This is a genomic window from Acetobacter sacchari, assembly GCF_017377715.1.
GTDB lineage: Bacteria > Pseudomonadota > Alphaproteobacteria > Acetobacterales > Acetobacteraceae > Acetobacter > Acetobacter sacchari.
The window spans coordinates 94,524-120,032 of record NZ_JAFVMF010000007.1 but is presented as its reverse complement, the minus strand read 5'-3'; the positions used below and the strand labels follow the sequence as shown (position 1 = coordinate 120,032).

The 25,509-nt window shown below is 62.1% G+C and carries 18 protein-coding genes; 6 read left to right on the top strand and 12 right to left on the bottom strand.

Annotated elements, in window-relative coordinates; genetic code table 11:
- Positions 1 to 33: 33 nt before the first annotated feature.
- From J2D73_RS07875 to aspS, 5 genes are all read right to left on the bottom strand, one after another.
- Positions 34 to 390, bottom strand: coding sequence for a chaperone modulator CbpM (locus J2D73_RS07875; protein WP_207881055.1), 357 nt, complete (start codon positions 388 to 390; stop codon positions 34 to 36).
- Positions 387 to 1,328: a DnaJ C-terminal domain-containing protein gene (locus J2D73_RS07870; protein WP_207881054.1), complete on the bottom strand. Its 942-nt coding sequence runs from the start codon at positions 1,326 to 1,328 to the stop codon at positions 387 to 389. Before J2D73_RS07870 ends, J2D73_RS07875 begins: the two co-directional genes overlap by 4 nt.
- A complete protein-coding gene (locus J2D73_RS07865; protein ID WP_207881053.1) occupies positions 1,325 to 1,489 on the bottom strand; it encodes a hypothetical protein in 165 nt (54 codons plus the stop codon). Before J2D73_RS07865 ends, J2D73_RS07870 begins: the two co-directional genes overlap by 4 nt.
- 133 nt (positions 1,490 to 1,622) lie before the next feature.
- A complete protein-coding gene (locus J2D73_RS07860; RefSeq protein WP_207881052.1) occupies positions 1,623 to 2,549 on the bottom strand; it encodes an EipB family protein in 927 nt (308 codons plus the stop codon).
- Positions 2,550 to 2,671: 122 nt separating this feature from the next.
- Positions 2,672 to 4,483, bottom strand: a complete 1,812-nt coding sequence (gene aspS, locus J2D73_RS07855; RefSeq protein WP_207881051.1) for an aspartate--tRNA ligase — start codon at positions 4,481 to 4,483, stop codon at positions 2,672 to 2,674.
- A 195-nt stretch (positions 4,484 to 4,678) separates the two neighbouring features.
- Here aspS and J2D73_RS07850 point away from each other — a divergent pair, with 195 nt between their 5' ends.
- From J2D73_RS07850 to J2D73_RS07835, 4 genes are all read left to right on the top strand, one after another.
- Entirely contained in the window at positions 4,679 to 6,082 is a 1,404-nt protein-coding gene (locus J2D73_RS07850) for an efflux RND transporter periplasmic adaptor subunit (RefSeq protein ID WP_207881050.1), read from the top strand.
- Between the two features lie 4 nt (positions 6,083 to 6,086).
- Positions 6,087 to 9,179 carry an efflux RND transporter permease subunit gene (locus J2D73_RS07845; protein ID WP_207881136.1) on the top strand — a complete coding sequence of 1,031 codons (3,093 nt, stop codon included), beginning with the start codon at positions 6,087 to 6,089 and terminating at the stop codon, positions 9,177 to 9,179.
- Positions 9,180 to 9,326: 147 nt separating this feature from the next.
- Positions 9,327 to 9,551 (top strand): hypothetical protein, encoded by a 225-nt coding sequence (locus J2D73_RS07840; protein WP_207881049.1) that lies wholly within the window; start codon positions 9,327 to 9,329, stop codon positions 9,549 to 9,551.
- Between the two features lie 139 nt (positions 9,552 to 9,690).
- Positions 9,691 to 11,133 (top strand): FAD-binding oxidoreductase, encoded by a 1,443-nt coding sequence (locus J2D73_RS07835; RefSeq protein ID WP_207881048.1) that lies wholly within the window; start codon positions 9,691 to 9,693, stop codon positions 11,131 to 11,133.
- On the opposite strand, the gene J2D73_RS07830 is transcribed toward J2D73_RS07835, so the two are convergent.
- Together J2D73_RS07830 and J2D73_RS07825 are read right to left on the bottom strand one after the other, a co-directional pair.
- On the bottom strand, positions 11,128 to 12,648 hold the full coding sequence (locus J2D73_RS07830; protein ID WP_207881047.1) for an FAD-binding protein: 1,521 nt from the start codon (positions 12,646 to 12,648) through the stop codon (positions 11,128 to 11,130). The two genes, J2D73_RS07835 and J2D73_RS07830, sit on opposite strands and share 6 nt — an antisense overlap.
- 169 nt (positions 12,649 to 12,817) lie before the next feature.
- Complete coding sequence (locus tag J2D73_RS07825) at positions 12,818 to 13,786, bottom strand: NrtR DNA-binding winged helix domain-containing protein (protein WP_207881046.1); 969 nt, start codon at positions 13,784 to 13,786, stop codon at positions 12,818 to 12,820.
- Between the two features lie 387 nt (positions 13,787 to 14,173).
- On the opposite strand from J2D73_RS07825, the gene J2D73_RS07820 reads away from it, so the two are divergent.
- Together J2D73_RS07820 and J2D73_RS07815 are read left to right on the top strand one after the other, a co-directional pair.
- Entirely contained in the window at positions 14,174 to 14,857 is a 684-nt protein-coding gene (locus J2D73_RS07820) for a carbonic anhydrase (protein WP_207881045.1), read from the top strand.
- Positions 14,858 to 15,062: 205 nt separating this feature from the next.
- Positions 15,063 to 15,971 (top strand): endonuclease/exonuclease/phosphatase family protein, encoded by a 909-nt coding sequence (locus tag J2D73_RS07815; RefSeq protein WP_207881044.1) that lies wholly within the window; start codon positions 15,063 to 15,065, stop codon positions 15,969 to 15,971.
- A gap of 138 nt (positions 15,972 to 16,109) precedes the next feature.
- On the opposite strand, the gene J2D73_RS07810 is transcribed toward J2D73_RS07815, so the two are convergent.
- The 5 genes from J2D73_RS07810 to J2D73_RS07790 form a co-directional block, all read right to left on the bottom strand.
- The gene (locus J2D73_RS07810) at positions 16,110 to 17,036 is read right to left on the bottom strand and encodes a transglutaminase family protein (RefSeq protein WP_207881043.1); all 927 of its coding nucleotides are present in this window, start codon (positions 17,034 to 17,036) and stop codon (positions 16,110 to 16,112) included.
- Positions 17,033 to 19,678 (bottom strand): circularly permuted type 2 ATP-grasp protein, encoded by a 2,646-nt coding sequence (locus J2D73_RS07805; RefSeq protein WP_207881042.1) that lies wholly within the window; start codon positions 19,676 to 19,678, stop codon positions 17,033 to 17,035. The genes J2D73_RS07810 and J2D73_RS07805 overlap by 4 nt, the downstream gene beginning before the upstream one ends.
- A 429-nt stretch (positions 19,679 to 20,107) precedes the next feature.
- Positions 20,108 to 20,635: a hypothetical protein gene (locus J2D73_RS07800; protein WP_207881041.1), complete on the bottom strand. Its 528-nt coding sequence runs from the start codon at positions 20,633 to 20,635 to the stop codon at positions 20,108 to 20,110.
- Positions 20,636 to 20,715: 80 nt separating this feature from the next.
- Complete coding sequence (locus J2D73_RS07795; protein ID WP_207881040.1) at positions 20,716 to 21,855, bottom strand: zinc-binding metallopeptidase family protein; 1,140 nt, start codon at positions 21,853 to 21,855, stop codon at positions 20,716 to 20,718.
- 101 nt (positions 21,856 to 21,956) lie between these two features.
- Entirely contained in the window at positions 21,957 to 25,373 is a 3,417-nt protein-coding gene (locus J2D73_RS07790; RefSeq protein WP_207881039.1) for a transglutaminase family protein, read from the bottom strand.
- Positions 25,374 to 25,509 lie beyond the last annotated feature (136 nt).

Sequence of the window (25,509 nt, the reverse complement as noted above, 5' to 3'; positions counted from 1 at the left end):
TTCCGCCCAGCGACGTCGGACACCGGTCGGCTATTATTCGTGCGAAGACGGCAGACGCCGGAGCATGGCTTCACGCAGCAGCGGAACGAGGCTCCCATCCGGATCGAGATCGCTCGCCGTCCCGTTCAGAGCGGCTGCGACAAGCCGCATTTCCCGACGCGTTGCATAAAGCTGGTCCAGCAACGAGAGCACTAGGGACAGAGCGTCGTCACCGACGCCCAGATCCTCGCGGAGTTCGACGATCAATCCGGCTCGCGCAACGTCGATTTCGCTGAACACATAATGGCCGGGATCACCTTCCGCCCGAATCCAGTCGTGGCTGATCCATGCCTCGATCTCGTCAACGCTCGCCCGGCCAATGCGGCTGGCGAGGACTTCGATCGTAATCATGCCGCCTCCCCTCCGACGGCGCCTCCTTCCGGCTTCCAATCCTTCAGGAAGGCCTGCAAGGCATCGTCAGGTTTGCCTACGTGAATCTCCAGAACGACGTAGAGATTACCCGCTTCGCGCCCGCCATGCTCTTTGACGCCGCGTCCGCGCAGACGCATGACCGACCCGGTGTCGGAGCCTTCGGGCACATTCATGCGCACCGTGCCGGACGGCGTCGGAACCATGATCGGCCCGCCGAGCACGGCGGTCTTAAGATCAACCGGCAGCCGTTGACGCAGATCGCGTCCTTCCCGTGTGTAACGGGCGTCCGGCGTCACCGTAACGGTGATCAGCGCGTCTCCGTCAGGTCCACCCTGCTGGCCGGGCGCGCCTTTACCACGCAGACGAAGCACCTGCCCGTCCTCAATCCCCGGCGGAATGCGAACGTCAAGCTCCGCGCCGCCCGGCAGGTTGATGCGTGAGGTCGCCCCAAGCACTGCGTCCACAAACGGTACGGTCAGGGAATAAGACCGGTCGGCGCCGCGTTCGGGTCCTCCCGACCTGCGGCCAAAGCCGCCCCGGCCGCCGCCGAACATACCGCCAAGAATGTCACCCAGATCTTCCTGAGAGAATCCCCCGCCGCCTCCCCCATATCGGAAGCCGCCCGCCCCGTCCGCAAAATCGCGATATCCGCCATGAGCGCCAGCGCCGTAGCCGGGCGGCGCGCGCTCCTGTCCAGACCCGTCGATCTCGCCACGGTCGAAACGACTGCGCTGGTTTTCGTCGGACAGCAGATCATTCGCGCGGCTGATCGACTTGAACTTCTCCTCCGCCGCCTTGTCGCCGGGATTCAGGTCGGGGTGATATTTCTTCGCAAGCGCGCGATAGGCCTTGCGGATATCGTCCTGGCTCGCCATGCGGGCGACGCCCAGAATTTCATAAGGGTCGGCCGTGCTCACGCGTCCTCCTCAGGCGGCGTGGGGACGCCGAAATCTTCCGTCTCCAGCAGGTTAAGCAACAGGGCGATCGTCACGTCCGGCGCGATCCCATCCGATTCAGCCTGCGCGATCAGCGCCTTAAGGCGCGGCCGCAGCACATCCTGTGCGGTTTGTCCGCTCATACGCTACACACTCCTCTCACGCCCCGAAAACCGGCGGCGTCGCGACCGCCTTGCAAGGCCGGCCGAACAGTGAACTTTACTTCATAAAATAATGGGAATGCATTCCCCGCCGGTCAATGGTCGGGAACAAGACTTAACGAAGTCCTGCACCGCAACGTTTCGGCTTTGGCTTCAGTTGAAAGCTTCGCAAAGCGCCCTTCATGCGAAAATCGCCGAAATCCATATCCAGCCTGTCGGATACGCCGTTGGCGTAATACCGCATGCCCATCTCGAAATCCGGCAGCATCGCCCCCGGATCGACGGCGTAGAACGCGACCCGGACCCGCGCCGTCATCAAGCCAGACAACGCAGGGAACGGCGCCTGGCCTTCCAAAGGAGTCCAGCCAAGAATAGACACGTAGCTTAGCTGCGCGCCGTCCGCTCCGGTGCCGTCAAACAGCGGACGCGCGAGATCGTGCGCGCCATCTTTCGCCGCGTGGAGAATGGCCAGCGTATGGGCCATTGGAAGAAGCGTCCCCTTCGGCAGGGTCACGGTTTTCTTTTTCGGAGCGGAGTAATGCACGACGCCTGAGCCGTCGGCGTCGAGCGTCGCGTCGCCACGTATGACCATCACAGTCTGGTCGCCGGATTTCTGCGTCGTAGCGAACTGGAACTGCCGTCCGTCCTTGCTTTCCAGCGCAGAGTATTCCGAGGTTTGCTCCGACGCCGCACCGGATCTGGATACGGTCTGAACCTTCAGCATCTGTTCGGTGGACCAGAAGCCGCACGAATCGGACACCGCATAAGTCATCGACCCGTTCGCCGCGACGACGTCCCCTCCACCGACGGCTGAGAGAGTCAGATCATAGACCGCACGATGCGGCGCGGCGCTAATTTCCGCATCATTGACGCCGGGGGGCGTGACGGCGGTAGCCGCAATTGCAGCGGCAGGCGCGGCATTCCCGCCGCCTGTCGTTGGCGCCTGCGCAAGCTCCGAGGAGGAAGAGGCGGCGAAAGCCGACGCAGGGCCGCACATGATTGCCAACGCCGCTACGGCCGCGACTCCCCGACCTCCTGACATGGGTCTGAATCGTTCCATGATCATACGCCCGGAGCTTTATGCGAAATCATGCGCTCAGAAGAGGGCAAACCGCGTCCGAGCGCAATCGCCGCCCGTAACGATCCGCCTCCGTGAACCAGGTGTCAGCCGACGTTTGTAGGCTCGGTCTTCGCCGTCGGCTTGGGCTTGGGCAGATCGAGCGCCAACGACAGCTCCTTCAGACGCGCGGGCTCGACGGGCGCAGGCGCACCCATCATCAGATCCTCGCCCTGCTGGTTCAGCGGGAAGAGAATCACCTCGCGGATGTTCGGCTCGTCGGCCAGCAGCATGACCATGCGATCCACGCCCGGAGCCGAACCGCCATGCGGCGGTGCGCCGTAACGGAACGCGTTGAGCATGCCGCCGAAACGCGCCTCGACCTCGCTTTCTGGATAACCGGCAATCTCGAACGCGCGGATCATGACTTCCGGCAGATGGTTACGAATGGCGCCGGACGACAGTTCGATGCCGTTGCAGACGATATCATACTGATACGCCTTGATCTTCAGCGGATCCTGCGTGTTCAGCGCATCAAGCCCGCCCTGCGGCATCGAGAACGGGTTGTGCGAGAAGTCGATCTGCTTCGTCTCCTCGTTCAGTTCGTACATCGGGAAATCGACGATCCAGCAGAAGCGGAACGCGTCTTTCTCGATCAGGTCCAGCTCTGTCGCGATGCGCGTGCGCACCAGACCGGAGAACTTCGCGACATCGTCGCCCTTGCCCGCAGCAAAGAATACGGCGTCGCCAGCCTTAAGACCAGTCTTCTCGCGGATCGCCTCCACGCGCTCGGCTTCAAGGTTCTTGGCGATCGGACCTTTGCCGCCATCGGCTTCGAACACGATATAGCCAAGACCGCCAGCGCCGTTCTCACGCGCCCAGTTATTCAGCTTGTCGAAGAAGCCGCGCGGCCTGTCGCCTGCGCCCGGCGCCGGGATGGCGCGGATCTCGCCGCCATCCGCCGCAATCCTGGAGAACAGGCCGAAGCCCGAACCCGCGAACGCTTCGGTCACGTCGCTGATCTTCAACGGATTGCGAAGGTCCGGCTTGTCGGAACCATAGACGGCCATCGCCTCCGCATAAGGAATACGCACGAAGGGCGCGGCGCTGACTTCGCGACCGCCGCCAAATTCCCGGAACACGCCTTCCATGACGGGTTCCAGCGTCGCGAACACCTCTTCCTGCGTCGCGAACGCCATCTCGAAGTCGAGTTGGTAGAACTCGCCGGGGCTGCGGTCGGCGCGGGCGGCTTCGTCGCGGAAGCACGGCGCAATCTGGAAATAGCGGTCCAGTCCGGCCACCATCGCCAGTTGCTTGAACTGCTGCGGCGCCTGCGGCAGCGCGTAGAACTTGCCCGGGTGCATGCGTGCGGGAACAAGAAAATCGCGCGCGCCTTCCGGCGAGGACGCCGTCAGGATCGGCGTCTGAAACTCGGTGAAGCCCTGCTCAACCATCCGGCGACGAAGGCTCGCGATCACCTGCGCGCGCAGCATCATGTTGCGGCGCACCTTGTCGCGACGAAGGTCGAGATACCGGTATTTCAGACGCAGGTCTTCCGGGTAGTGCTCCTGTCCAGCGACCTGGAAAGGCAGCACGGCGGCGGCGGACTGCACGACGAATTCCTTGGCGCGCACCTCGATATCGCCCGTCGGCAGGTTTGGGTTGCGCGTCGCCCCGTCGCGCAGCACGACTTCGCCCGTCACAGTGACCACGCTCTCGACGCGGACGGCCTCGGCGGCATCCATCACCACAGACCCGGCGGGGATGACGATCTGGGTGATGCCCGCATGGTCGCGGAGGTCGATGAACAACAGGCCGCCATGATCGCGCTTGCTGTGCACCCAGCCCGAGAGACGCGCGGTCGCGCCGGCGTCTTCTGCCCGAAGGGCGGCGCAGCTATGGGTGCGATACGGATGCATTGCTGAAGTCCTGTCTGAGGTGAGCCGCGCCGGAACCGCGCGTAAAATGAGGCGTCGGAGGAAGCCGCTCACGGCCCGATCTGTCAACCCTGAGAACGCGCGCCTCATGGCCGTAACGGCGTCCTGCGTCATTCAGCGCGCCGTCAGGTTCGTATGATATGCATCCGCGTGGACATCGCAGGCCCCCCAACCTCCATGCAGCACCTCGCGCTTCAAAAACCGCTCAACGCCAGGCTCCCGCTCCGCGCGCGCCCGAAGGCCGTCACCGCAGCCGTCGCCGCAATGCTCCTGACGTTCCTACCCGCCGCGACCATGGCCACAACCTCCACATCCACAGGTTCGGGCGTGGCGGCCATAACCGTGGCCTCCGCACCCAAAATTTCACCCGCCAAGAGCGTTACGACGGCGCCCACGGCGGCAAAACCCGTTGCAGCCAGCGCCTCCACAACCGCTCAGGACGTCGCCAGCACATCCTCCGCCGCGAGCATGGTGACGATGAGTCTGGCCGCCCAGAAAACAGAGAGCGTCGTCACTGGTCACCCTTCCCGCGAAACGCTGGAACGCACGTTGCCCGCCATGGCCCAGATTCAGCCGGACACCCGGCTGGTCGTCCATGTGCGCCCGGCAGGCTCAGGCAAGGTTCTGGCCGTGAGCGTCATCCCCGGACAGAAGGTGAAGCGCGGCGAAGGGCTTATCGACTACACCGACCACGCGCTGCATGTGGCGCAGTTGCAACGCGCGCAGGCGCAGGCAGCCCTCGCCGCCGCCCGCGCCGAGCAGACCGACGCGCGGCTGGCTTACGACCGGGGACGCGCGCTGGTGGGCGCTACGGTGTCGCAAGGCGAACTCCAGCGCAGGACAGCAATGCTGCAGCAGGCGGACGCCAATCTGGCGGCGCGCGAAGCCGACGTCGGCACGATCAGCCATCGGTTTCAGGAAGAATACACCTCGGTCACAGAACGCATCGACGAGGACGAACGCTCGACGCTGCTGTCGCCCGTCGACGGCGTGGTGCAGTCCATTTCCGCAGCCCCCGGCGCTGATATCGAAACGGGAACGGAGGTAGCGACCGTCGCAGACCTGTCACGTGTCTGGTTCGTCGCCTGGATCGCCCCCGAAAACGCCGCCCAACTCTCGCCGGGAGGACGCTTTGACGCGCGCCCCGCCGGACAGGGAACGAACAACGGAGACGACGCTCAGACCGAAGGCGACGGCGCGTGGCCATGGAGCGGAAAGATCGCCAGCATCGATCAGGCGGCCGACCCGACGAACGGCCTGGTTCGGGTCATCGCCGAGGTCGCCAATCCAGACGGCGCCTTGCGGCCGGGCGCCATGCTGGACGCACGACTGCACACGACGGCGCAGCAGACCGGTGTGACCGTCCCCTCTGACGCCGTGCAGCGGATCGACGGGCGGGATTTTGTCTTCGTGCAGGAAACGCCGGAGCGTTTTCGCCCAACCCCCGTCGTCACCGGCCTCGAAGACGGCGGCCGCGTGATCGTCCGCTCCGGTCTTCGCGGCGACGAAACAATCGTGACGCAAGGCGCCTTCGCCCTGAAATCCATTGGCGCCGTTGCGCAACTCGGTGACGACGACTGACGCGATGCGCCTCCTCTACGCCCTTCAGAAAAGCAGGTTTCTGCTGTTCGGCGTCCTGGCCGCGATCATCGCCGTCGGCGTCGCCTCGCTTGCCGGGCTGCCTGTAGAGCCTGTCCCTGATATTTCCCCGCGGCAGGTTCTGGTGTCGGTCGTAGCGCCCGGCCTCGCCACGGAGGAAGTCGAAAAACTCATCACCTTCCCGGTCGAAAGCGCGATGACCGGCCTGCCGGACCTCGTGGACCTGCGCTCAATTTCACGTTCGGGCGTATCCGTCGTCTATGTGCAGTTCGCCGACAGCACCGACATAGATCTCGATCGAACGCGGGTGAGCGAGCGGATCGGACAACTGCGCGGCTCCCTTACCGTTCCAAACCTGTCCATCAACATGGGGCCCCGCTCGACTGGCATGGGCGAGATCATGCAGTTCCGCGTGGAGGGTAAGGATCGCTCCCTGATGGAGCTGAACCGCTTCGCCGCCTGGACGATCGCGCCGCAGTTTCGACTGATTCCGGGCGTCGCGGACGTCAACATCAACGGCGGCGGGGAGGAAACCTGGCAAGTCAGCCTGAGCGACGCACGGCTCGTCGCGTATGGCGTCTCCGTCAGCGACGTCTTTCGCGCGGTCGAGGCCAATAACGCCGCCAGCGGCGGAGGCTGGATCGAGCGCCACGCTGAACAGCAGATTGTCGTGGGACGCGGCCTGATCCGCGACCTTGCGGATTTTGGCGCCATACCGGCGCGCGTCACCCCGGACGGGACGGTCATCCGCCTGCGCGACCTTGGACAGATCTCGCGCGCGCCCCGCACCCGGCTGGGCGCGGTGACGCATGACGGCATGGGTGAAGCTGTCGTGGGCGTCGTGATGATGCAGCAGGGCGCGAGTTCGAACGCCACGCTGGACGAAATCCGACGGCGGCTTCCCGCGATCCAGCGCAGTCTGCCGCCGGGCGTGCGCATCGCGCCGTACTACGCACGCGACGGACTGACGGAAAAAACCATCGCGACCGTAAAGGAGAACCTCGCGCTGGGCGCGGCGCTGGTGATCGTTGTGCTGATCGTGGTGATCGGCGACTGGCGCGCCTCTCTGGTGATCGCCTCCAGCATCCCGTTCGCGCTGATCTGCGCCATGGCCGGCATGCGGCTGTTCGGCGTGTCGGCCAACCTGCTCAGCCTCGGCGCGATCGATTTCGGCATGATTGTCGACAGTTCTCTGGTCGTCGTCGAACACGTTCTTTCACGCAGGGCGCGCGAACGTGACGTGGCGTTGCCAACGCTGGTGGTCAGTTCGCTTGCGCAGGTGATACGTCCTGTCAGCTTCGCAATTCTCGTGATCGTCATGGTCTACCTGCCGGTGCTCACGCTGCAGGGCGTCGAAGGCAAGATGTTCCGCCCGATGGCCCAGACCGTGATCATGGCTCTGCTCGCCTCGCTCCTGTGGTGCGTCGTGTTCATCCCTGCCATCGCGTCGCTCGCCCTGCGGCGCAGCCCGATACACGCCGCCGACGAAGGAATGAACGAGAACGCAGGCGACACGAAGCTGGTCGCGATTCTGCGTCGGGGCTACGGCCCTGTGGTCGCGTGGGGAGAAGTCCACCCAAAAACCATGTTCGGCTCCGCCATCGGCGTTTTTCTGCTCTCCGTGTTTCTCGCCACCCGGCTGGGCGGCGAGTTCATTCCAACGCTGGAGGAAGGCGCCCTGACCGTCACAACGACGCGCCTGCCCAGCGCATCGCTCCCCACCGTGCTGGCGGGCGTGACGCAGCAGGAACGGATTCTCCGCTCCTTTCCCGAAGTCACATCAGTAATCAGCACGACCGGCTCTTCCGCCATTCCCACCGACCCGATGGGCGTGAACGAAACGGACAGCTTCATCTTCCTGAAAGACCCGTCGCAGTGGACGACGGCCCGCACTCAGCAGGGGCTGGTCGACGCGATGAGCCGCAGGCTCCATGACGAATTGCCAGATACGCTGCAGAACTGGAGCCAGCCGATCGAAATGCGCATGGACGACCTGCTGTCCGGCGTGCGAAGCCAGATCGCCGTATCGATCTACGGCGACGATCTGAGCGTTCTCTCACGCCTCGCCCGGCAGGTCGCGGCGACTATGGCGACGATTCCCGGCGCCGCCGACGTGGCGCCGCAGGACGATGGAACCGTACCCTTCGTGCATATCGACATCGATCGCGACCGCGCCGCACGGCTGGATGTGACCGCGTCCGACATCCTCGATACGATCTCGGCAGTCGGCGGCCTCGTCGCCCGGCCAGTCATCGTGGGCGACGCCATCATTCCGACCCAGATTCGCTTCGCCGCTTCCGATACGGCATCGGTCGACCAGATTGGGCTGCTGCGCGTACGACGCGCCGACGGACGGGCCTCCACGCCCCTCTCCTCCGTGACGCATATCTCCGTGCAGGACGGGCCACCTCGCATCAGCCGTGACGGCATCCGCCGCCGTATCATCGTGCAGGCCAACGTGCGCGGCCGCGACCTTGGCTCTTTCGTGGCCGAAGCGCAGGCGCGGGTGAGCAAGGCAGTGTTTCTGCCCCCCGGATATCGCATGGAGTGGGCCGGGCAATTCCGCAACCTGCAATCCGCGATGCGCAGGCTGGAGATCGTCGTGCCGATCGCGCTTGCGCTGATATACGTCCTTCTGGTCGCCGCCCTTGGCTCGGCGCGCGCCGCCCTGCTGGTGTTCCTCAACCTGCCGATAGCGGCCACCGGCGGGATTTTCCTTCTATGGATCAGGGAAATTCCCTTCAGCATTTCTGCGGGCATCGGCTTTATCGCCCTGTTCGGCGTGGCGATCCTGAACGGCGTCGTGCTGCTATCCGCCATCGGCACGTTACGGAGAGAACTGGCGCTGGACGCCGCACAGGCAGCGTTCCGAGCGGCCGAGGAGCGGTTTCGCCCGGTCATGGCGACGGCGCTGGTCGCAAGCCTCGGCTTCTTCCCGATGGCGTTTTCGACAAGCGCAGGGGCGGAGGTCGAACGGCCGCTGGCGACGGTCGTGATCGGCGGCCTCGTGTCCTCCACGCTGCTGACCCTTCTGGTGCTGCCGTCTCTCTACGCCCGCGTCATGCGGGGTCGAGCCTGATCCAGCGGCGCTCGTCCAGAAAAGCAGAGTCTCCAGAAAACGTGAAACAATAGAGTTGCTCCACCGAACCCGTTGACGCCCATTCGGTTGAGGCCCTGATGGCGATCCGACTCTCGCATTCCAGCCCCAACGTGAGCATGACGCTTGATGCCCGCGTTCCCTCGCGTTGCATCGTCGGGGGCTACGGCGACAACAAGCGATCCCGCCGAAATACGCGCATCTCAGAAACAGATGAACCTGGTCGTAACGCCAGAGCCTTTGGGCGAACTGGCCGCGCCGACCGTTTCTCAAGGCGAACGCAACCTGAACGCGCTGCACCGAGACCTGAATTTCGACCGACCGCAGCGCGATCGTCAGAGGGCAGCCGCTTGAGTCGATCTTTCTGTCTGCGCGGGCGCACGCCAGAGCCGCGCGACGCGGCCTTTTCCAAAGGAGCGTTTTCCGCTCACATACGGCCAACGCGTCTACCCGGCGCCCAGAGCCTCCAGTCGATCACAGGACCCAACTCTCCATGACCGCTCTCGCCGCTACAGATACGCAAGCCCACCGTGTCCGCACCGCCATCGAGACGTTACGGACACGGTTCGGCGATCGGGTCTGCACGACACACTCAGTTCGCGAAGAACACAGCCATGGCGAAGCCCTGGACATCTCCCGCCTGCCTGAAGCAGTCATTTACGCAGAAAGCACCGAAGACGTGTCGGAAACGTTGCGCGTATGCCATCAGCACCGTGTCCCGGTCGTCGCATTCGGAGCTGGGACCTCGCTGGAAGGCCATGTGACGCCGCCAGAGCACGCCATCAGCCTGGACCTGTCGCGGATGACGAAGATCATCGCCGTGAACACGGACGATCTCGACTGCCGCGTGCAAGCGGGCTTGACCCGACAGTCCCTGAACGCGAACATCCGCGATCAGGGACTGTTTTTTCCGGTCGATCCTGGCGGAGAAGCTACGTTGGGCGGCATGTGCGCCACGCGCGCATCCGGCACGGCCGCCGTACGTTACGGCACAATGAAGGAAAATGTCCTCGGCCTTACGGTCGTTCTCGCTACAGGCGAGGTGATTCGAACCGGCGGTCGGGTGCGCAAATCCTCAACGGGCTACGATCTGACGGCCCTGTTTATCGGATCTGAGGGGACGCTCGGCGTCATCACGGAAATACAGCTCCGGCTCTACGGGCTCCCCGAAACCGTATCCGCTGCGATCTGTCAGTTTCCCAATCTGAACGACGCCGTAGCCACGACGATGCAACTCGTGCAGATCGGTTTGCCGATCAGCCGCGTGGAATTGCTGGACGAAGTCCAGATGGGCGCCTCGATCCGCTACTCCAGACTGGAAGACCTGAAGCCTTTACCAACACTCTTCTTCGAATTCGCCGGAGCCCCGGAAGCCGTGCGTGAACAGGTGCAAACGACGGAAGCCATCGCGCTCGACAACAACGCGTCAGGCTTCACATGGGCCGATACGGCCGAAGAGCGGTCACGCCTATGGAAGGCGCGGCATAACGCATTCTGGGCGGCGAAATCGCTCGCTCCGGGAGCATTGGTGATTTCTACAGACTGCATCGTACCGATTTCGAAACTCGGCGTTCTCATCGCAGGCGTCCGCAAGGACATCGACGCGTCAGGCTTGCAGGCGGCGCTTCTCGGACATGTCGGAGACGGGAATTTCCACGCATTGTTGATCGCAGAAAACAGTGATGAGGGACGCCGTCGGATCCTCGAACTCGACCGCCTTATCGTTGGACGTGCGCAAAGCCTTGGCGGTTCATGCAGCGGCGAACACGGCGTGGGTCTGGGCAAACAGGAATTTCTGGAAGCCGAACACGGAGACGGCGCCCTTAGCCTGATGCGGGCGCTGAAACACACCCTCGACCCCGATGGAATTCTCAACCCCGGAAAACTTCTGCCACCTGGAAGGGTTTATGGCCACGAGGCGCCACTCAATTTATAAACGCGAGGCGAAATCGACGTCCCTTGCAAGAACTCCGCCCAACATCTGCGCGTCCCCGGACGTCGGGCCAAAATGATTGCGCCCGATAGTCCTTACGATTGAGCGCATATCCGCTTCCGTGAGAACGCTGTGGCGCGCAACAGCGTCTCTTTGCTGAAAATCGCTCCGATAATGTGCGCCACGACTCTCCTGACGCATCAACGCCGAAATCATCGTCAGACAGCCCATCAGCGCCGCATCGTCATAGCCGGAACAACGAGCGAGCGCATCCAGTTCACGTAGCACTCCAGCACGGTTTCTTATCGGACCGAGCGCGTTTCGGAACGCCTTTCGCACCGCTGACAATTGTCGGTGCAACGGCGCGCGGTCCGGGCGTACGCCGGATACGTCGCATAATGGAGAGGACGGCGCGCTTAGGACGCTCTCCACTACAAACCCGCTGCAAACCACGGCCTCCAGCAGGGGGTTACCCGCACTGATCGACGCGCCATGGAACCCGGTGCATGCAATCTCTCCACACGCCCAAAGCCCAGGAATGGAGGAGCGCCCCGCGGTATCTACCTTAACCCCACCGATCTGGAATGCAGCCGCCGGACGAACCGGCAACGCCTGCTTCTTTGGGTCGAAGCCCCGTGCGAGGCATCGTTGGACCATCGCGTTCAACGCAGGATCGCGCTTGGGACCGTCAGTGGCCAAAATTCTCGTTATGTCGAAAAAAACTGTACGCCCCTGAGCCCGCCGCACGGCGATATCCCGCGCAAGCAACCCCGGATCGAGTTGATCGACATTCAGCCTGCACCCGGCGTCGTCAAACAGCACGCCATAATTGCAGAACTCAACAGGCGCGTAGACTCCGGTCGACCACGCGTCGCCCTCGTCGAGCGTCAACGGATGAAAATAAATCAGCTCCAGATCTGAAAAATCCACCCCTGCGCGCGCAGCGACCGCCATGCCCGCCCCAATCCCGGAGCCCTGCGTCAGGGCGTCGGGAAAGAGACCGCAGGCGCCGCCACACGCAAGAATGACAATGTTCGTGTCTATCGCAAGTAATCTCTCGCCAACGTCAAGGCTCACCCCCCTGACGTGTCCGTCGATAATTGTAAGCCGCCTGAGCATGGCCGGCGCCACGATGGTCACGTTTGGACGATCACGAAGCTTCGCCAGCAACGCTGCATGAAGTGCGGCGCCCGAATCATGAGTGTCCAGCGCCACGCCGACGCGCGCCAGACTCTCAAACGCATGCGGCATTGCGTTCGTAATTCGCTGAACGACTTCCGGAGACGCCAATCCCGCGCCACTGATGAGCGTCTTCGCGGCACGATCCGCAATCGTTTCATCGCGCCCCAAAGCCTTTCCAACGCCGGAGGCGAGCATGCCCGCGCCTGGCTTCTCGGCAGCCGAGACAATGACGCACGGTCTGTCGCCGAGACGCAACGCCGTGAGCAGCCCCGCCACTCCTGCGCCCACGATCACAGGCTGCCCCCTCAACGCGTGCGTGTCCAGGGAGTACATCATCGAATAGCCGCACTTTGGCTCGCCAGACATTCCAACCAAAGAACGCAACAAGAAACGCCTGTCATGTCGTGCTCCCTCTATAACCAGAGGCCTTCGACCCCTCGACAGGGTTATCCGACAAGCGTGATCATCTGGTTACCGACGCTTCACGTTTTCGCGTTGAACCTTCTCATGCCCCCCCGGCTTCGTCCTGAGGAGCAAACACCGCATCCAACGTCTCAGACTGCAGTTGCTCGATCACCACCGGAGGGGTGAGTGTCATCGTCTGCAGTTCACGCAGCGTTTCCATTTCAATTCTAAATCGGAACAAACGCGATGGACGACCAAGCGCATCAGAAACCAACCCGCCCGCAGCCGCCACAAGCTTTGCCCGTGTGATCTCGCGCCGAAACATCTGGCTATCGCGATGCTCGCCCATCACGCCTTCCACGCCGGCCTGCAACTGCCGCAAGGTGAAACGGCGCGGCATCAACTCGGTCGGAACCGATAACGAGCGAAAGGCATTACGCACCACGCCAAGCGCCCGCGCGAGATGTCGCTCCCGATCGCCCAACTCACCCACGCCCAACGTATGCAAGGCGTCTTCGTCGAGGCGACCTTCGACCACCGCCTCCCTCAGCGCCATGAAACGTTCGTACGCCAGTTCGGGTCGCCATGGCCATCCGCCGGTCCCGAACAGGGCGTTGATCCGGCGTCGATAAAGCTGCCCCACCGAATAAGACGTCGTATCGATCGTCTCCATCAGCATCGCCGCCAGAATTTCAGGATTCACCCATTTCTGACCTGGCTCGTTTCCGCGCTCTCGCGCCTGATCACCCTGCGACCGCCGATCTTCCCACGGCAGGTAATGATAACAAGGGGACCAGTTGGCTGCGTCGCCCTCTATCGTGGTCGTCACTACATACAGGCTTCTGGCTGGGGAGCGTCCGTCCGAGCTCTCCTCCAGCGCTAACTGCTCCGCACGCACCACTCCTGAACTGCGACGGCGCGCCATCATGTCGCGAAGCGCCTCTGGAACGGAGCCGTGACGCAACTCCACACTGGGCATAAACCCGTCGCTTCCAGTCATTACATAAGGAACGTCGCCCTTGAGAGCGATGGGCACGGCTACGAGGACGATCCGTGTCCCTTCCCTCATGACCGCGGATCACCCCAACGACGTGCTCGGTTACGACGCTCAACTGCACAGCGTCAGTCTTCCGTCGGCAAGGACGCCAAATCCGACGCACTTTCGCCCGTAACCGGTCTACCGCCCCTCCCTCCTGATTTTCCGACAGCTCCCCACGCTTAATTCACAAGCGCTGCGAACATCCTCCTGAGACGGAGCAACGGGCTTCTGACTCTCAAAAGCGTTCCATCCCGACCTGAAGGCGCCCCTGAGATCGGCCGCCCGCGCATTTCATCAGGGTGTCGTCCGCATGACAATTCCTTTCAGGAGGCAACCAACACCGCTCAGGGACATTCTCCGTGCTGGCGCCACATGTTAGGGTCCGCTGAAACAGCGGGTTCATTTAGGAGAAACGGTATGGCGAAGAATGACGCCAAAGAAAGCTTGATTGCGCTCCTGCACGGCGTGGAGCATTTCAACACACAGATATTCCCCCAGAAGCGCGAACTGTTCGCTGAACTGGCCGACGGCCAGTCTCCGACGACGCTTTTCATCGCCTGCGCCGACAGCCGTGTGAACCCGACCCTAATCACTCAGAGCGACCCGGGCGAACTTTTCGTTTTGCGCAATATCGGCAACATCGTGCCCGCCTACGGCGAGATGCTCGGCGGCGTGTCGTCGGCGATCGAATACGCCGTACTTGCGCTGAAGGTATCCAGCATCATCGTCTGCGGCCACTCCAACTGCGGCGCCATGATGGCTCTTCTGGACCCGGATCCGAGCAAACTGGCGAAAATGCCGACCGTGCAATCCTGGCTCCGCAACGCCGAAGCCGCACGCGCGGTCGCTCTGGCAGCGACCGATGGCGGACCGGCGACGGTACGCAGCATGGCGGAGCAGAACGTGCTGCTGCAGATCGCCCATCTGCGGACTCATCCCTCCGTCGCGGCTGCTCTCGCCAGACAGGAGCTGATCCTGCAGGGCTGGTTCTACGATATCGGCAGCGGCGAAGTTATGGTTCTGGACGAGAACGCCCGCCGCACGATCAGCATCGAGCAGGCCGTCGCCAGTCTTGAGGCTTCGGAGAACGCGGCAGCCTGAAACCGCGCCTTTCTCACTGCGTACCGGTCTCGCGATCATCGAAAGTATCCGATTCGCGAGAGCGGTCCTAATGGCATCCGAACGAACCTATCGCGACGACTGATCTCCCGGGATCGACGACGCGCTGGACGGATGCTAGCCGCCTAGTCATAACCATCGTGAAGCGCGGCCCGAACACGGCCGCAAAACGCGCTGCACGGACGTTATGACTGGTCGTAAAAATCGAAAACCGCCAAACGGTTTCTTACGAGTAGCCGCCATTTCCGCCGTGGCGGCCACGCTGCTGGTCACGGCCTTACCCGGCATATGCCATGCATATCCGATCAAGATCGCGACATGGAATCTCGACTGGCTGACCAGCGATCCCGAAGGGCAGAAAAGCATTCCTGCTGACGTCTACCGGCGACAACCCGCGGATTTTGATCGGCTCGCAGCTTACGCGCAAAAGCTGGACGCCGATGTCATAGGATTTCAGGAAGTCGATCAACCGCGTACGGCTGCGATGGTCTTCCCCCCATCACGTTATGCGATTGTCATGTCAGACGACAGGATCGAACAGCGCGTGGGCATCGCGGTGAAACGCACGCTGCATGTGACGCGTAATCCCGACCTCACTGCTCTTAATGTATACCCGCCCACCGCGCCGCATGCACTGCGGCGCGGTCTGGACGTGACGATCGGAGACGGCGCCTCCGCATTGCGGGTCCTCGTGGTGCATCTCAAGACCGGGTGCTGGGACAACCCGTGGAATGAGCACGGCCATTCCTGCCCCACTCTGGAGAACCAGTTCGCAATACTTGAAGACTGGGCTCTCGAAAGGACAGACGAAGGGCAGCCCTTCGCGATCATAGGCGATTTCAACCGGCGCCTGACGCCACATGATCCATTTTATATGGCTCTGACCCATGACACGCCTCTTACGCTCACCACTTCCGGGCGCGCCAGTCCATGCTGGGGCGGGGAATATTTCATCGATCACCTGCTGCTTGGCGGCGGCGCAGAGCACTGGATGACGCCGGGCAGCCTCCGGGTGGCTACCTTCAAAAATACGGACGTCCCCCCTGACCACCTGTCAGATCATTGCCCCGTGTCGATCAAACTGTCTCCGCCCTGACCGAGCAGCCTCCTTGCCGGTCGTGCTCTGACATCTGACAAAAAAGCGCCGCAACTCAGCTTCGGGACGGTGAGATAAATTTCAGCCCTGCCGCGCCGCGCCCGACGAACCACAGCAGTCGCAGACGTCTGTGAAATGTCAGCCCGCGTCTACGGACTGACGCGGCGCCGTCAACGCCCTCAGGGTCGGGTCCTCATCCCACTCCTCGACGGGAACGAGATCGACCCCAACGCGCAGCGCATCGCCGCCACCGCCCAAGATCAGACCGCGAACCGGACTGATATCCGCGTAATCCCTGCCCCACCCCAACACCACATGCTCGTCCTGCACCACGATCCCGTTCGTTGGATCCAGGCCAAGCCACCCGAACTCTGGCCCCAACCAGACTCCGACCCATGCATGCGAAACATCAGCGCCCAGACGACGCTTTTGCCCCTGCGGCGGGCGCGTGCGAATGTAACCCGACATATATCGGGCCGGCAGACCGAGCCAACGCAATCCACTGAGCATCAGGTGCGTAAAGTCCTGACAAACCCCTTCCCGCCGCGCCAGCACCTCGTCCGCCGTTGTCCGCAACGACGTGACGCCGGAGCGGAAACGAAACTCCTTGAAAACGCGCATATTGAAATCGAGAACGCCTTCGAGCAGCGACCGACCCGTCGGAAAAGATTGCGCTGCATAGGCGCCAACTTTTTCGGAGGCGCGACACATCGATCCGTCAAACAGAAACTGAGAAACATCAGCATCAAATCTTGAACAGTCTCGAATAAACTCCCATGGAGATATCTCCTCCGTCGGGGGCGGAGGCGCAAACGCCACATCAACTTCCGATACAGCCACGATTTCGAACCGCGTATGCGGTTCTTCATGGAAGAGCCAAAAGACCGAATTTCCGAAATGATCGACGCCACCATGACGTTTCACCGGTGTCGGCTCACAATCGAGGCGCGTCCACAGCACCCGCTGCCCCGGCAGATCTCGCGGCGTTACATGCAACACGTGCGCAGCAAGATCGACCGGATTTCCGTAGCTGTACACGGTCGAATGACGAACGCGATAGATCATGCCAGCGCCTCGTCATGGCTGTCCGCCACCAGATCGTCGCCGATGATGCCAACCAGTCGTGGCGACGTTAGAACGGAGAAATAGCAGCGGCCGATCTGGTCGGACAACGAAAGAACCGAAGCGCAGGCGCTGCGCAGCGCCTCCGGTGCGTCGGCTGCGGCGCGGTCCTGATTCTGGCTCTCCAGCACCGACGCCACAACCATCGTCAACGAATCCAGAACCTGCGCTGCGGAGGCTGACAATTCGCCCGACGCCGCACGTTGCGCCGCCGGCGCTGTCCCCCCAGCGTTGGCCAGTTCGCCAAGAGAATCCCGCAACGCCGCCAACTGGAAACCGGCGCCGCGCGGGTTGTCCGCATCAAGCAACAGCAAATCGAGCACTGGCGCAGGCTGCACGACGCCAAAATAACGGGAGCGGTAGGTTATGACGCTGTCGCATATTTCCAGCATCAACCGAAGCGCCGCCTCCATCCGTCCACGCTGATAAACACCGGGTTGCTCCAGAACGCCCGCGCAGCACGACAGAACCAGCGACGCGCGTTCGATTCTACGGCCAAGATCAAGGAATTGCCGCCCGCCGGAACGCACCATGTTTTCCGCCGTAAGGCCCGAAAGCGTCGCCCCATACACCAGCAACGCGTCGGTGATTGCCGTCACGCGCGCGATGGACCGCGACACTTCGCTGCGGCCCGGCGCAGCCGCCAGCTTGTCCAGTAGGGCGTTGGAGTTGTGGATAATGAAATCACGCATCTCACGCGTCAGGCGATCGGAAAGCTCTGGCACAAGTCGCAGAGTTTTTCGTAAAATACGCCCGAACAAGCCCTGCTCTCCCATCGCCCGGGAGAGCGTGTGGGTCAGTGCGGAGAGCCCATAACCGAAGGCCGGGATTTCATTGATAAGGCCAACCGCACGCAGTTCCCGCACGAGCGTCTCGAGATCGACCCGCTCTCTTGGCGATGGCTCACCACCCGCCATATGCGCAAGCACAACGCGTAAAAGTCGCGCAGCGCTGTCGATCTGTTCGAGATACCGGCCCAGCCAGAAAAAATCGTCCGCAGCGCGGCTGGGGAGATCGCCAAGGGAGCGCCGAATCGGCAACGGGGTGGCGAGATGGACCGGATGTTCCCGAGGCGCGATCTGATCGTTCACGAGAACCCAGACGTCCTTGACGACGTGCTCGCGACCGTCCCCATTCGTGGGGACGGCGTCTTCATACACGCTTGCCAGACCGCCCGGCATCACCGTCCAGTCCTCACCATCGTGGACCGCGAACAGCCTCATCGTCACCGGTCTGGGCACGAACTCCGCCACGCCGACGGTCGGCGCGACCGACGGGGCCAGAACCGGGCGAGCCACGTAACGCCATGGAGCGCGTCGAACCCGATCCACCGCCTCAACGCGCTCGACGGCGCTCAGCTCCGAAATCCGCAGATACGGCTCGGCCGGGTCCAACGCGGACCCTATCTTCCACGCAACGGACCGTCTCGCAGGAGTTTCCAAGTCAGAGCGGAGAATCTCGTCCAGACACCTCTCCCCCGCTTCGTCTCCCAACCAGACGGAAGCCGCGTTTTCCAGTAGAAGATTTTCACCAAGAAGCCGATTGGCCAGCGGCGCGAGGAAGGGCGCGAGCCCCGGCGCCTCGACGAATCCGCTACGCGGATCATTCACCAGCCGGACCGTGCCTGCACGAGCGGCGTCCAGCAAACCGGTGACCCCACCCGCGCCGGTCCCGTCTGGCTCCAGCGGATCAAGGGCTCGCCCGTCCTGACGGGCGAGCAGAACATCCACACGCCGAAGACCTCTTACGGTCTTCAGCCACAACTCGCCTTCGCGAACCGCCAGATCTCCAGCCTCGACCAGAACACAGCCCAGTTCGCGCGCGAGAATCACATGCTCGCCCCAATCCCGGCAATGCGGCCCCGGCGTCAGCAGTGCCAGACCGGGATTCGTCAATCCTTCGGGCGCCGCCCGCTGCAGCGATTCCTGCCAGATATCGAGAAATGGTCCCAGGCGGCGTAAATCCTGTCCGGAAAAAAATTCCGGCGCGACACGCACCATCTGGCGGCGCGCCTCCATCGCAACGCCCGCTCCGTCCGGCCTGACGCTCTGTTCCGCCAGAACCCGCCAGACGCCGTCCTGCTCGCGCACTACATCCACGGCGAAAGACGACAGAAAACGCCGGGAATGGCCGTGCTGGCCCTCCAACTCTCCTCCGCGCATAAACCCGGCATTCGCCCACAGGAGGGCCGGAGGCAACAGGCCCAGAGCCAACGTCTCGCGCTTGCCGTAGACATCGTGCAACAGGCTTTCCGCCAATCGCGCGCGCTGAATGACCCCGGCCTCCAGCGCCGCGAATTCCTCGGCGCGCAGGATTATCGGCAGGGGATCGCAGATCACGGGCTTGCTCTGACCCGTCACGATGTCCGAACGGCGGGGTTTGACGCGCCCCTCGATCGTCTCGCTCAATGCCTCTATCGGCAGCGGCGAGCCGGTCTGATCGGACAGCGCCACCGCGATCTGGCGCTTCCGAGCCGCCAGTTCACGGTGGCCAAGATCGGAAAACACGGCGAGCAGCCGCCGCCAGTGCTGGCGAACGCCGCCACGACCGTCCACCATCTCGTCGAGGGGAATCGTCTCGTTCATAAGGAGTCGTTTTAAGGGGTGGCCCGTTCTGTGCGCAATGCTCTCGACAAGCCCGCCTCACAGGAACCTGCTCCGATGCTTCAATAGCATACGAAACAGACGCTGGACGACATTTCCGGAGCTACAGCTTCTTGGGCGGACTTACAAAGCGGCTGCCGATCTCGATTTCTGTTTCGCTCAGCCCTCCATCGAAACATACGCACGCTGAAATTGTATCAGCGTCTCCCCCATACGACGCCAGACTATATTTGAGCATGCATGCGACGACGCCACGTCCGTCAGGACTGGAGGCAATTAATCGCAACTCATCGCCCCCGGTTAAAGTGTCCTTAAGAAATCTGCCCCCAGCTCAAGAGCCGGGAGCCTCTTTTCTCAGGAAGCAAAAAATACGAATCCACGGCCACAGAATCCATATGAACTAGAAACAAATTAATTAATTCCCTCAGCATTCTCCAGATGATTTACTGTCGCAACTCCAGAACGTAGAACCCCACCGATCTGAACTCGGACTCCCCCCGCGCTATAAGATCCGTCCATAAGATACCCGTCCATTTTATATTGGATTAAAGTTGCAGACTTCAGGTCGACCGCAATCATAAATTTATCGCCATTTATTTTTGAAATAGAAATTTCCTTGGATATAGAATTTTCAAACTCTTTAACTCCACCAGCATCTTTAAAAACCAAAGTCGTACTCGGAGTTTTCTTGCCAATTGGCGTCAAGCCGGTATTAGCGTAGGGCCCAAGCTGAACGCCATGTTTGTTTTTCTTTAGCAAAAACTTGTTGTGCCTCGCGTAATTCACCTCCTCCGCGCGGCGGCTATGGTTGATGGATTGCGCCGCCGCAGGATCGTTTTCCAATAGGTAGGGCTCTACCTCGTTGGAATCCCGCATATAAGCAGGAAGCCTGTTTTGGTGATTTTGTATTACATCAAAGCGAGGATTTCCAATGGACATATGACGAGATCTAAATCCCTCAGAAAAATGAACCTCAACCATACATCCCCCAAATTACTTCTAGGTATATATAAAACTCTTCAAGACATCGTATCAGACCGTTCTTGCGAAACAACCTCCGTCAAAGCTCCAGGAAGCACCAGGCCATGCACAAGCTGATGGATAAAGCGGAGCTTCTCCGCAATCTCTGGCGTGATCACAAACGGATAGAGATCCGCCTGCCCCATGGACCGATTGAGCGCATTGACAACGACAGTCAGCGGCAACCACGCCTTAAGGATTTCGTCAAAAGATCCTGCCGAATACGGATCGAAATTGAAATGACGCTCCACGCCATCGCCTTCGGGCGTGCTCGTGTCGACTACAAGACCAAAAGCCATCGCGGTCTGCAATGTATCGACAATGTGTATGTAATGCGCCCATGTTTCCGCGAAATCTTCCCACGGGTGCGTCGTGGCGTAGGAACTGACATACGTCGCCTGCCACCCGGCTGGCGGTCCGTTTTCGTAATGGACGGTCAGAGCGGCGCCGTAATCCTGGGAATCGTCGCCAAACACTGCGCGGCACGCGTCAAGCTGTCCTGCGTCCCGCACGAGGACGTTCCAATAGTAATGGCCGATTTCATGACGGAAATGGCCGAGCACCGTGCGGTAATACTCGCCCATTTCCAGACGCATTTTTTCACGTTCAGCATCATTTGCTTCTCGTAGCGCGACGGTAATGACGCCCTCGTCATGGCCCGTCATCACTTTCTGGGTTTCGTCCCCGTCAGGCGGGTCGTCCATGAAATCGAAAATCAAACCACCGTCTGCAGCTTCGACAGATTTTTTGATCGGCAGTTTCAGCAGAAGAAGGCTGTAGATCAGATAATGCTTGGCCGCTTCAAGCTTGCGCCACAACTCAAGATTTCCCTCGATCGCCAGATCGGGAATAACCCTGTTGAAGGCGCAGGCCACGCAAAACTGGTCTTCGGTTCCAGCAGGCACCAGCCAGTTGCACGCATCCTGCTCTGCATTGACGCAGAACATGCGCGGCGCCGAAGCGTCCCCGCCGGCCGGCAACCAGCCTCCCTCGCCGATCCCACCCTCGCCATCAGCGGGGTCAAGCGCGAGAAGCGTCGCTCCTTCGCTGCAATAACCGACGCGCCGCGAACACCGTTCGCACCGGACATTCTCAAAGAACAACATCTGCCCGCACGCCTGGCAGGAAAACAACTTCATGACCGTCTGGCTCCGGATCCCGCTAAGGCCCTAACAACGTGACAGTCAGTGCGGTCGTTTCCTATCAGCGGTTATTTTTCGCGGTTCCGTTGAGACGTCGTTCAGAAACGACGCAAATCCAGTGTGCGCGGCTGCTCCAGAGATTGTTCCTGACGTGGCGGCGCCATCGGCCCGACTGTGTGTCCGATCGGGAAGAACCGCGTACGGCGCCGCGCTTCCGCCTCGTTCGCATTCACCGGACGGGTATCGTAGCTGCGACCACCCGGATGAACGACGTGATAGGTCAGGCCACCGACGCTCCTCCCCGTCCATGTGTCGTAGATGTCGAACACAAGGGGCGTTTCAACCCCGATCGTCGGGTGCAAGGAACTGGGGGGATTCCACGCCTTGAAACGAACGGCGCCCACATACTCACCCTGCCTTTCCGTAGCGCTCACCGGTACGGTCACCCCGTTGCAGGCAAGAACATAGCGTTCACTGACCCAGCCGCTGACCCGCGCCTGCACGCGCTCAACGGAACTGTCGACATACCGCGCCGTACCGCCCGCTGCAGGTTCTTCCGCAAGTGTATTCCAGGGCTCCAGCGCATGGCGAAGCTCAAGCGTGATCCCAAGTTCGCTGATATTTCCGATCTCTGGGAACCGGAACTCGAAATGCGGCGCGAACCAGTCGGCGTCGAGCGGCGCGCCCAGCTGCGCCAGTTCTGCGATCGCGTCACGAAAATCCTGCTCGACGTAATGCGGCAGCATGAAATCGTCGTGCAGGCGCGTTCCCCAGCGAACCAGACGGCGCTCGTATGGCGTCTTCCAGAAGGCTGCGACGCAGGCGCGCATCAGCAGGCTCTGCGCCGCCGCCATCCGGTGATGCGGCGGCATCTCGAAGGCCCGGTATTCTACAAGCCCCAGCCGACCCGACGAGCTTTCCGGCGCATACAGCTTGTCGATACAGAACTCGGTCCGGTGCGTGTTGCCGGTCATATCGGCGAACAGGTTGCGGAACAGCCGATCGGTCAGCCAAGGCGGCGTGAACGTCTGCCGGTTCACCTGCCGGAACGCGATCTCAAGCTCATACAACGCATCCTGTCGCGCCTCGTCGATGCGCGGATGCTGCGAGCTTGGTCCGATGAACAGGCCACTGAACAGGTAGGACAGCGACGGGTGATTGTGCCAGAAGCCGACCAGCGACCGCAGCAGGTCTGGACGGCGCAGGAAGGGGCTGTCCTCCGGTCTCGTCGCGCCCATCACCACATGGTTGCCGCCGCCCGTTCCGACATGACGGCCGTCGAGCAGGAATTTTTCAGCGATCAGGCCGACGCCGCGCGCCTCGTCATAAAGCTGGCGGCTGCGCTCCTCATGCTCCGCCCAACTCGCAGCTGGATGCACGTTGACCTCAATGACGCCAGGGTCCGGCGTGATCGAGAACGATTTGACGCGCGGATCGCGCGGCGGCGCGTAGCCCTCCAGCACAACCTTGCGACCGAATTCGTTCGCCGTCGCTTCAACCTGCGCGCACAGATCCAGCCAGTCCTCGATCGCATACAGCGGAGGGAAGAACACATGGAGGATACCCCCCCGCGCCTCGACGGTCAGCGCGGTGCGGACAACGTCCGGCTCTTCCCGATTGATCTCCAGAAGGTGCTCGCCCAGCGCCGTCGCCGTACTGATGCGCCAGGGCTTGCCAACGGGATAGGGCGGTAACGCCGGAAGATCCGACAATATAGGCTCGGGACGTTGCAGTCGCTCATGGAAAGCGCCCTGCGAGCCAATACGATCCGGCGCGCTCGCCCTGTATGCGGTCGGCGTGTAACGAACGGCTGCCGGATGCGGCGGGAGAGGAGATTTCGCTGCGAATGGGTCAGGCTCGAACTGCTGCTCGATGCTCTCTGCGTCGGCCCAGGGCAGGCTGTGCAGCGGCAGGCGGAAACCGATCGATGAGTCGCCCGGGATCAGGAAAATGGTGTCGTCGCGCAGGAACCAGCGCCCCGACCTCCAACGCCGTACGCCGTCGCGCACCTCAACCCGCAGCGGCAACACCGAACCCGATTCCCGCGACAATCCGCGCCCGAACACCCGCGCAAGACGCTCACGCTCCAGAGGGTCGTTCAGCTTCGAACTCTCGGCGAGCACGTTCGCGGGCAGCCGGTGCTCTTTCCACAGATAATAATGAACGTCCTCGTACGCAGGCGTCACGAGTTCTTCGTCAACGCCAAGACGTTGCGCGAGCGAGCGGGCGAAACGCCGTGCGTCATGTTCCGTCGCGTCGTCCGTATCGTCGTCGGACGCAAGGAGCGCACGGTCAAGCCACACCGGCTCCCCGTCCACGCGCCAGTAGCAGGTCAGCGCCCATCGGGGCAGTTGTTCGCCCGGATAATGCTTACCGAACAACGTCATATAGGTCGCGCCGGGCGACCAGAGCGGCATCAGTTTATGCAGAAGTCGCTGCGCGTAAGCCCGTTTGGTCGGGCCCAGCGCCTCGATGTTCCACTCCGGCGCGTCCATGTCGGCGGCGGCGATGAACGTCGGCTCCCCGCCCATCGTCAGACGAACGTCGCCAGCCTCCAGCTGCGCGTCGACCGCTTCGCCGGCAGCAAGGATGTCGCGCCACGTTCCGTCGGCGTAAGGCATCGTCGTGCGCGGCGTTTCGGCCACGCGCGTCACGAACATCTCGAACCCGAATTCGGTCTCGCACTTCTCCACACCGCCGGAAATCGGTGCAGCAGAACTCGGCTCCGGCGTCGCGGCGAGCGGAATATGCCCCTCGCCCGCCAACATTCCCGAGGTTGCATCAAGTCCGACCCAACCGGCGCCGGGCAGATATACCTCCGCCCACGCATGAAGGTCGGTGAAGTCCGCCTCAGGGCCGCTCGGGCCTTCCACAGGCTTTTCGTCGGCGGCGAGCTGTATCAGATACCCCGACACAAACCGGGCCGCGTAACCAAGGTGACGCAGCAACTGCACCAGCAGCCACGCGCTGTCGCGGCACGAACCGCGCCCTTCACCAAGCGTCTCCTCCGGCGTCCAGACGCCGGGCTCCATACGCACGACATACGAGATACGTCGCTGAATCGCCTGGTTCAGCTCGACCAGCATGTCCACTGTCCGACGCGGCTCGCGCGACACGCCGTCAAGCCAGGCGCTCAACAGCGGGCCGAGAGGCTCGGTCCTGCGATACGGCGCAAGTTCCTGATCCAGCACGTGGTCGTATGTGAACGGCCACTGCTCCGCATCCGGTTCAAGGAAGAAGTCGAACGGATTGACCGTCGCCATGTCGGCGACAAGGTCGACGCTGACATGGAAATGGTCGACGCGCTCCGGGAACACGACGCGGGCCTGCCAGTTGCCGGACGGGTCCTGCATCCAGTTGATAAAATGCGGTTCCGGCTCGATCTTGAGCGTGTAGGACACGACGTTCGTGCGGGCGTGCGCCGCAGGACGCAGACGGATGACCTGCGGGCCGAGCGTCACCGGCCGGTCGTAATCGTAGGTGGTCTTGTGCGTCAGCGCGACGTGTAGCGTCATAGTCATCTTTCCAGAGCTTGGCTTTCCAGAGTTAAGCCCAGCGCGGCGAGGACCGACAGACCCATTTTTATTACGCAATGAGAAAAATTTGACGCAGTCTCCCGCGTCGACGCGCAACGCCCGATCTTGGGAACGC

Coding starts and splice junctions, on each gene's coding strand:
- J2D73_RS07875 (WP_207881055.1), bottom strand. CDS start 390: ATGATTACGATCGAAGTCCTCGCCAGCCGCATTGGCCGGGCGAGCGTT.
- J2D73_RS07865 (WP_207881053.1), bottom strand. CDS start 1,489: ATGAGCGGACAAACCGCACAGGATGTGCTGCGGCCGCGCCTTAAGGCG.
- J2D73_RS07860 (WP_207881052.1), bottom strand. CDS start 2,549: ATGTCAGGAGGTCGGGGAGTCGCGGCCGTAGCGGCGTTGGCAATCATG.
- aspS (WP_207881051.1), bottom strand. CDS start 4,483: ATGCATCCGTATCGCACCCATAGCTGCGCCGCCCTTCGGGCAGAAGAC.
- J2D73_RS07850 (WP_207881050.1), top strand. CDS start 4,679: ATGCAGCACCTCGCGCTTCAAAAACCGCTCAACGCCAGGCTCCCGCTC.
- J2D73_RS07845 (WP_207881136.1), top strand. CDS start 6,087: ATGCGCCTCCTCTACGCCCTTCAGAAAAGCAGGTTTCTGCTGTTCGGC.
- J2D73_RS07840 (WP_207881049.1), top strand. CDS start 9,327: ATGCCCGCGTTCCCTCGCGTTGCATCGTCGGGGGCTACGGCGACAACA.
- J2D73_RS07835 (WP_207881048.1), top strand. CDS start 9,691: ATGACCGCTCTCGCCGCTACAGATACGCAAGCCCACCGTGTCCGCACC.
- J2D73_RS07830 (WP_207881047.1), bottom strand. CDS start 12,648: ATGATGTACTCCCTGGACACGCACGCGTTGAGGGGGCAGCCTGTGATC.
- J2D73_RS07825 (WP_207881046.1), bottom strand. CDS start 13,786: ATGAGGGAAGGGACACGGATCGTCCTCGTAGCCGTGCCCATCGCTCTC.
- J2D73_RS07820 (WP_207881045.1), top strand. CDS start 14,174: ATGGCGAAGAATGACGCCAAAGAAAGCTTGATTGCGCTCCTGCACGGC.
- J2D73_RS07815 (WP_207881044.1), top strand. CDS start 15,063: ATGACTGGTCGTAAAAATCGAAAACCGCCAAACGGTTTCTTACGAGTA.
- J2D73_RS07810 (WP_207881043.1), bottom strand. CDS start 17,036: ATGATCTATCGCGTTCGTCATTCGACCGTGTACAGCTACGGAAATCCG.
- J2D73_RS07805 (WP_207881042.1), bottom strand. CDS start 19,678: ATGAACGAGACGATTCCCCTCGACGAGATGGTGGACGGTCGTGGCGGC.
- J2D73_RS07800 (WP_207881041.1), bottom strand. CDS start 20,635: ATGTCCATTGGAAATCCTCGCTTTGATGTAATACAAAATCACCAAAAC.
- J2D73_RS07795 (WP_207881040.1), bottom strand. CDS start 21,855: ATGAAGTTGTTTTCCTGCCAGGCGTGCGGGCAGATGTTGTTCTTTGAG.
- J2D73_RS07790 (WP_207881039.1), bottom strand. CDS start 25,373: ATGACGCTACACGTCGCGCTGACGCACAAGACCACCTACGATTACGAC.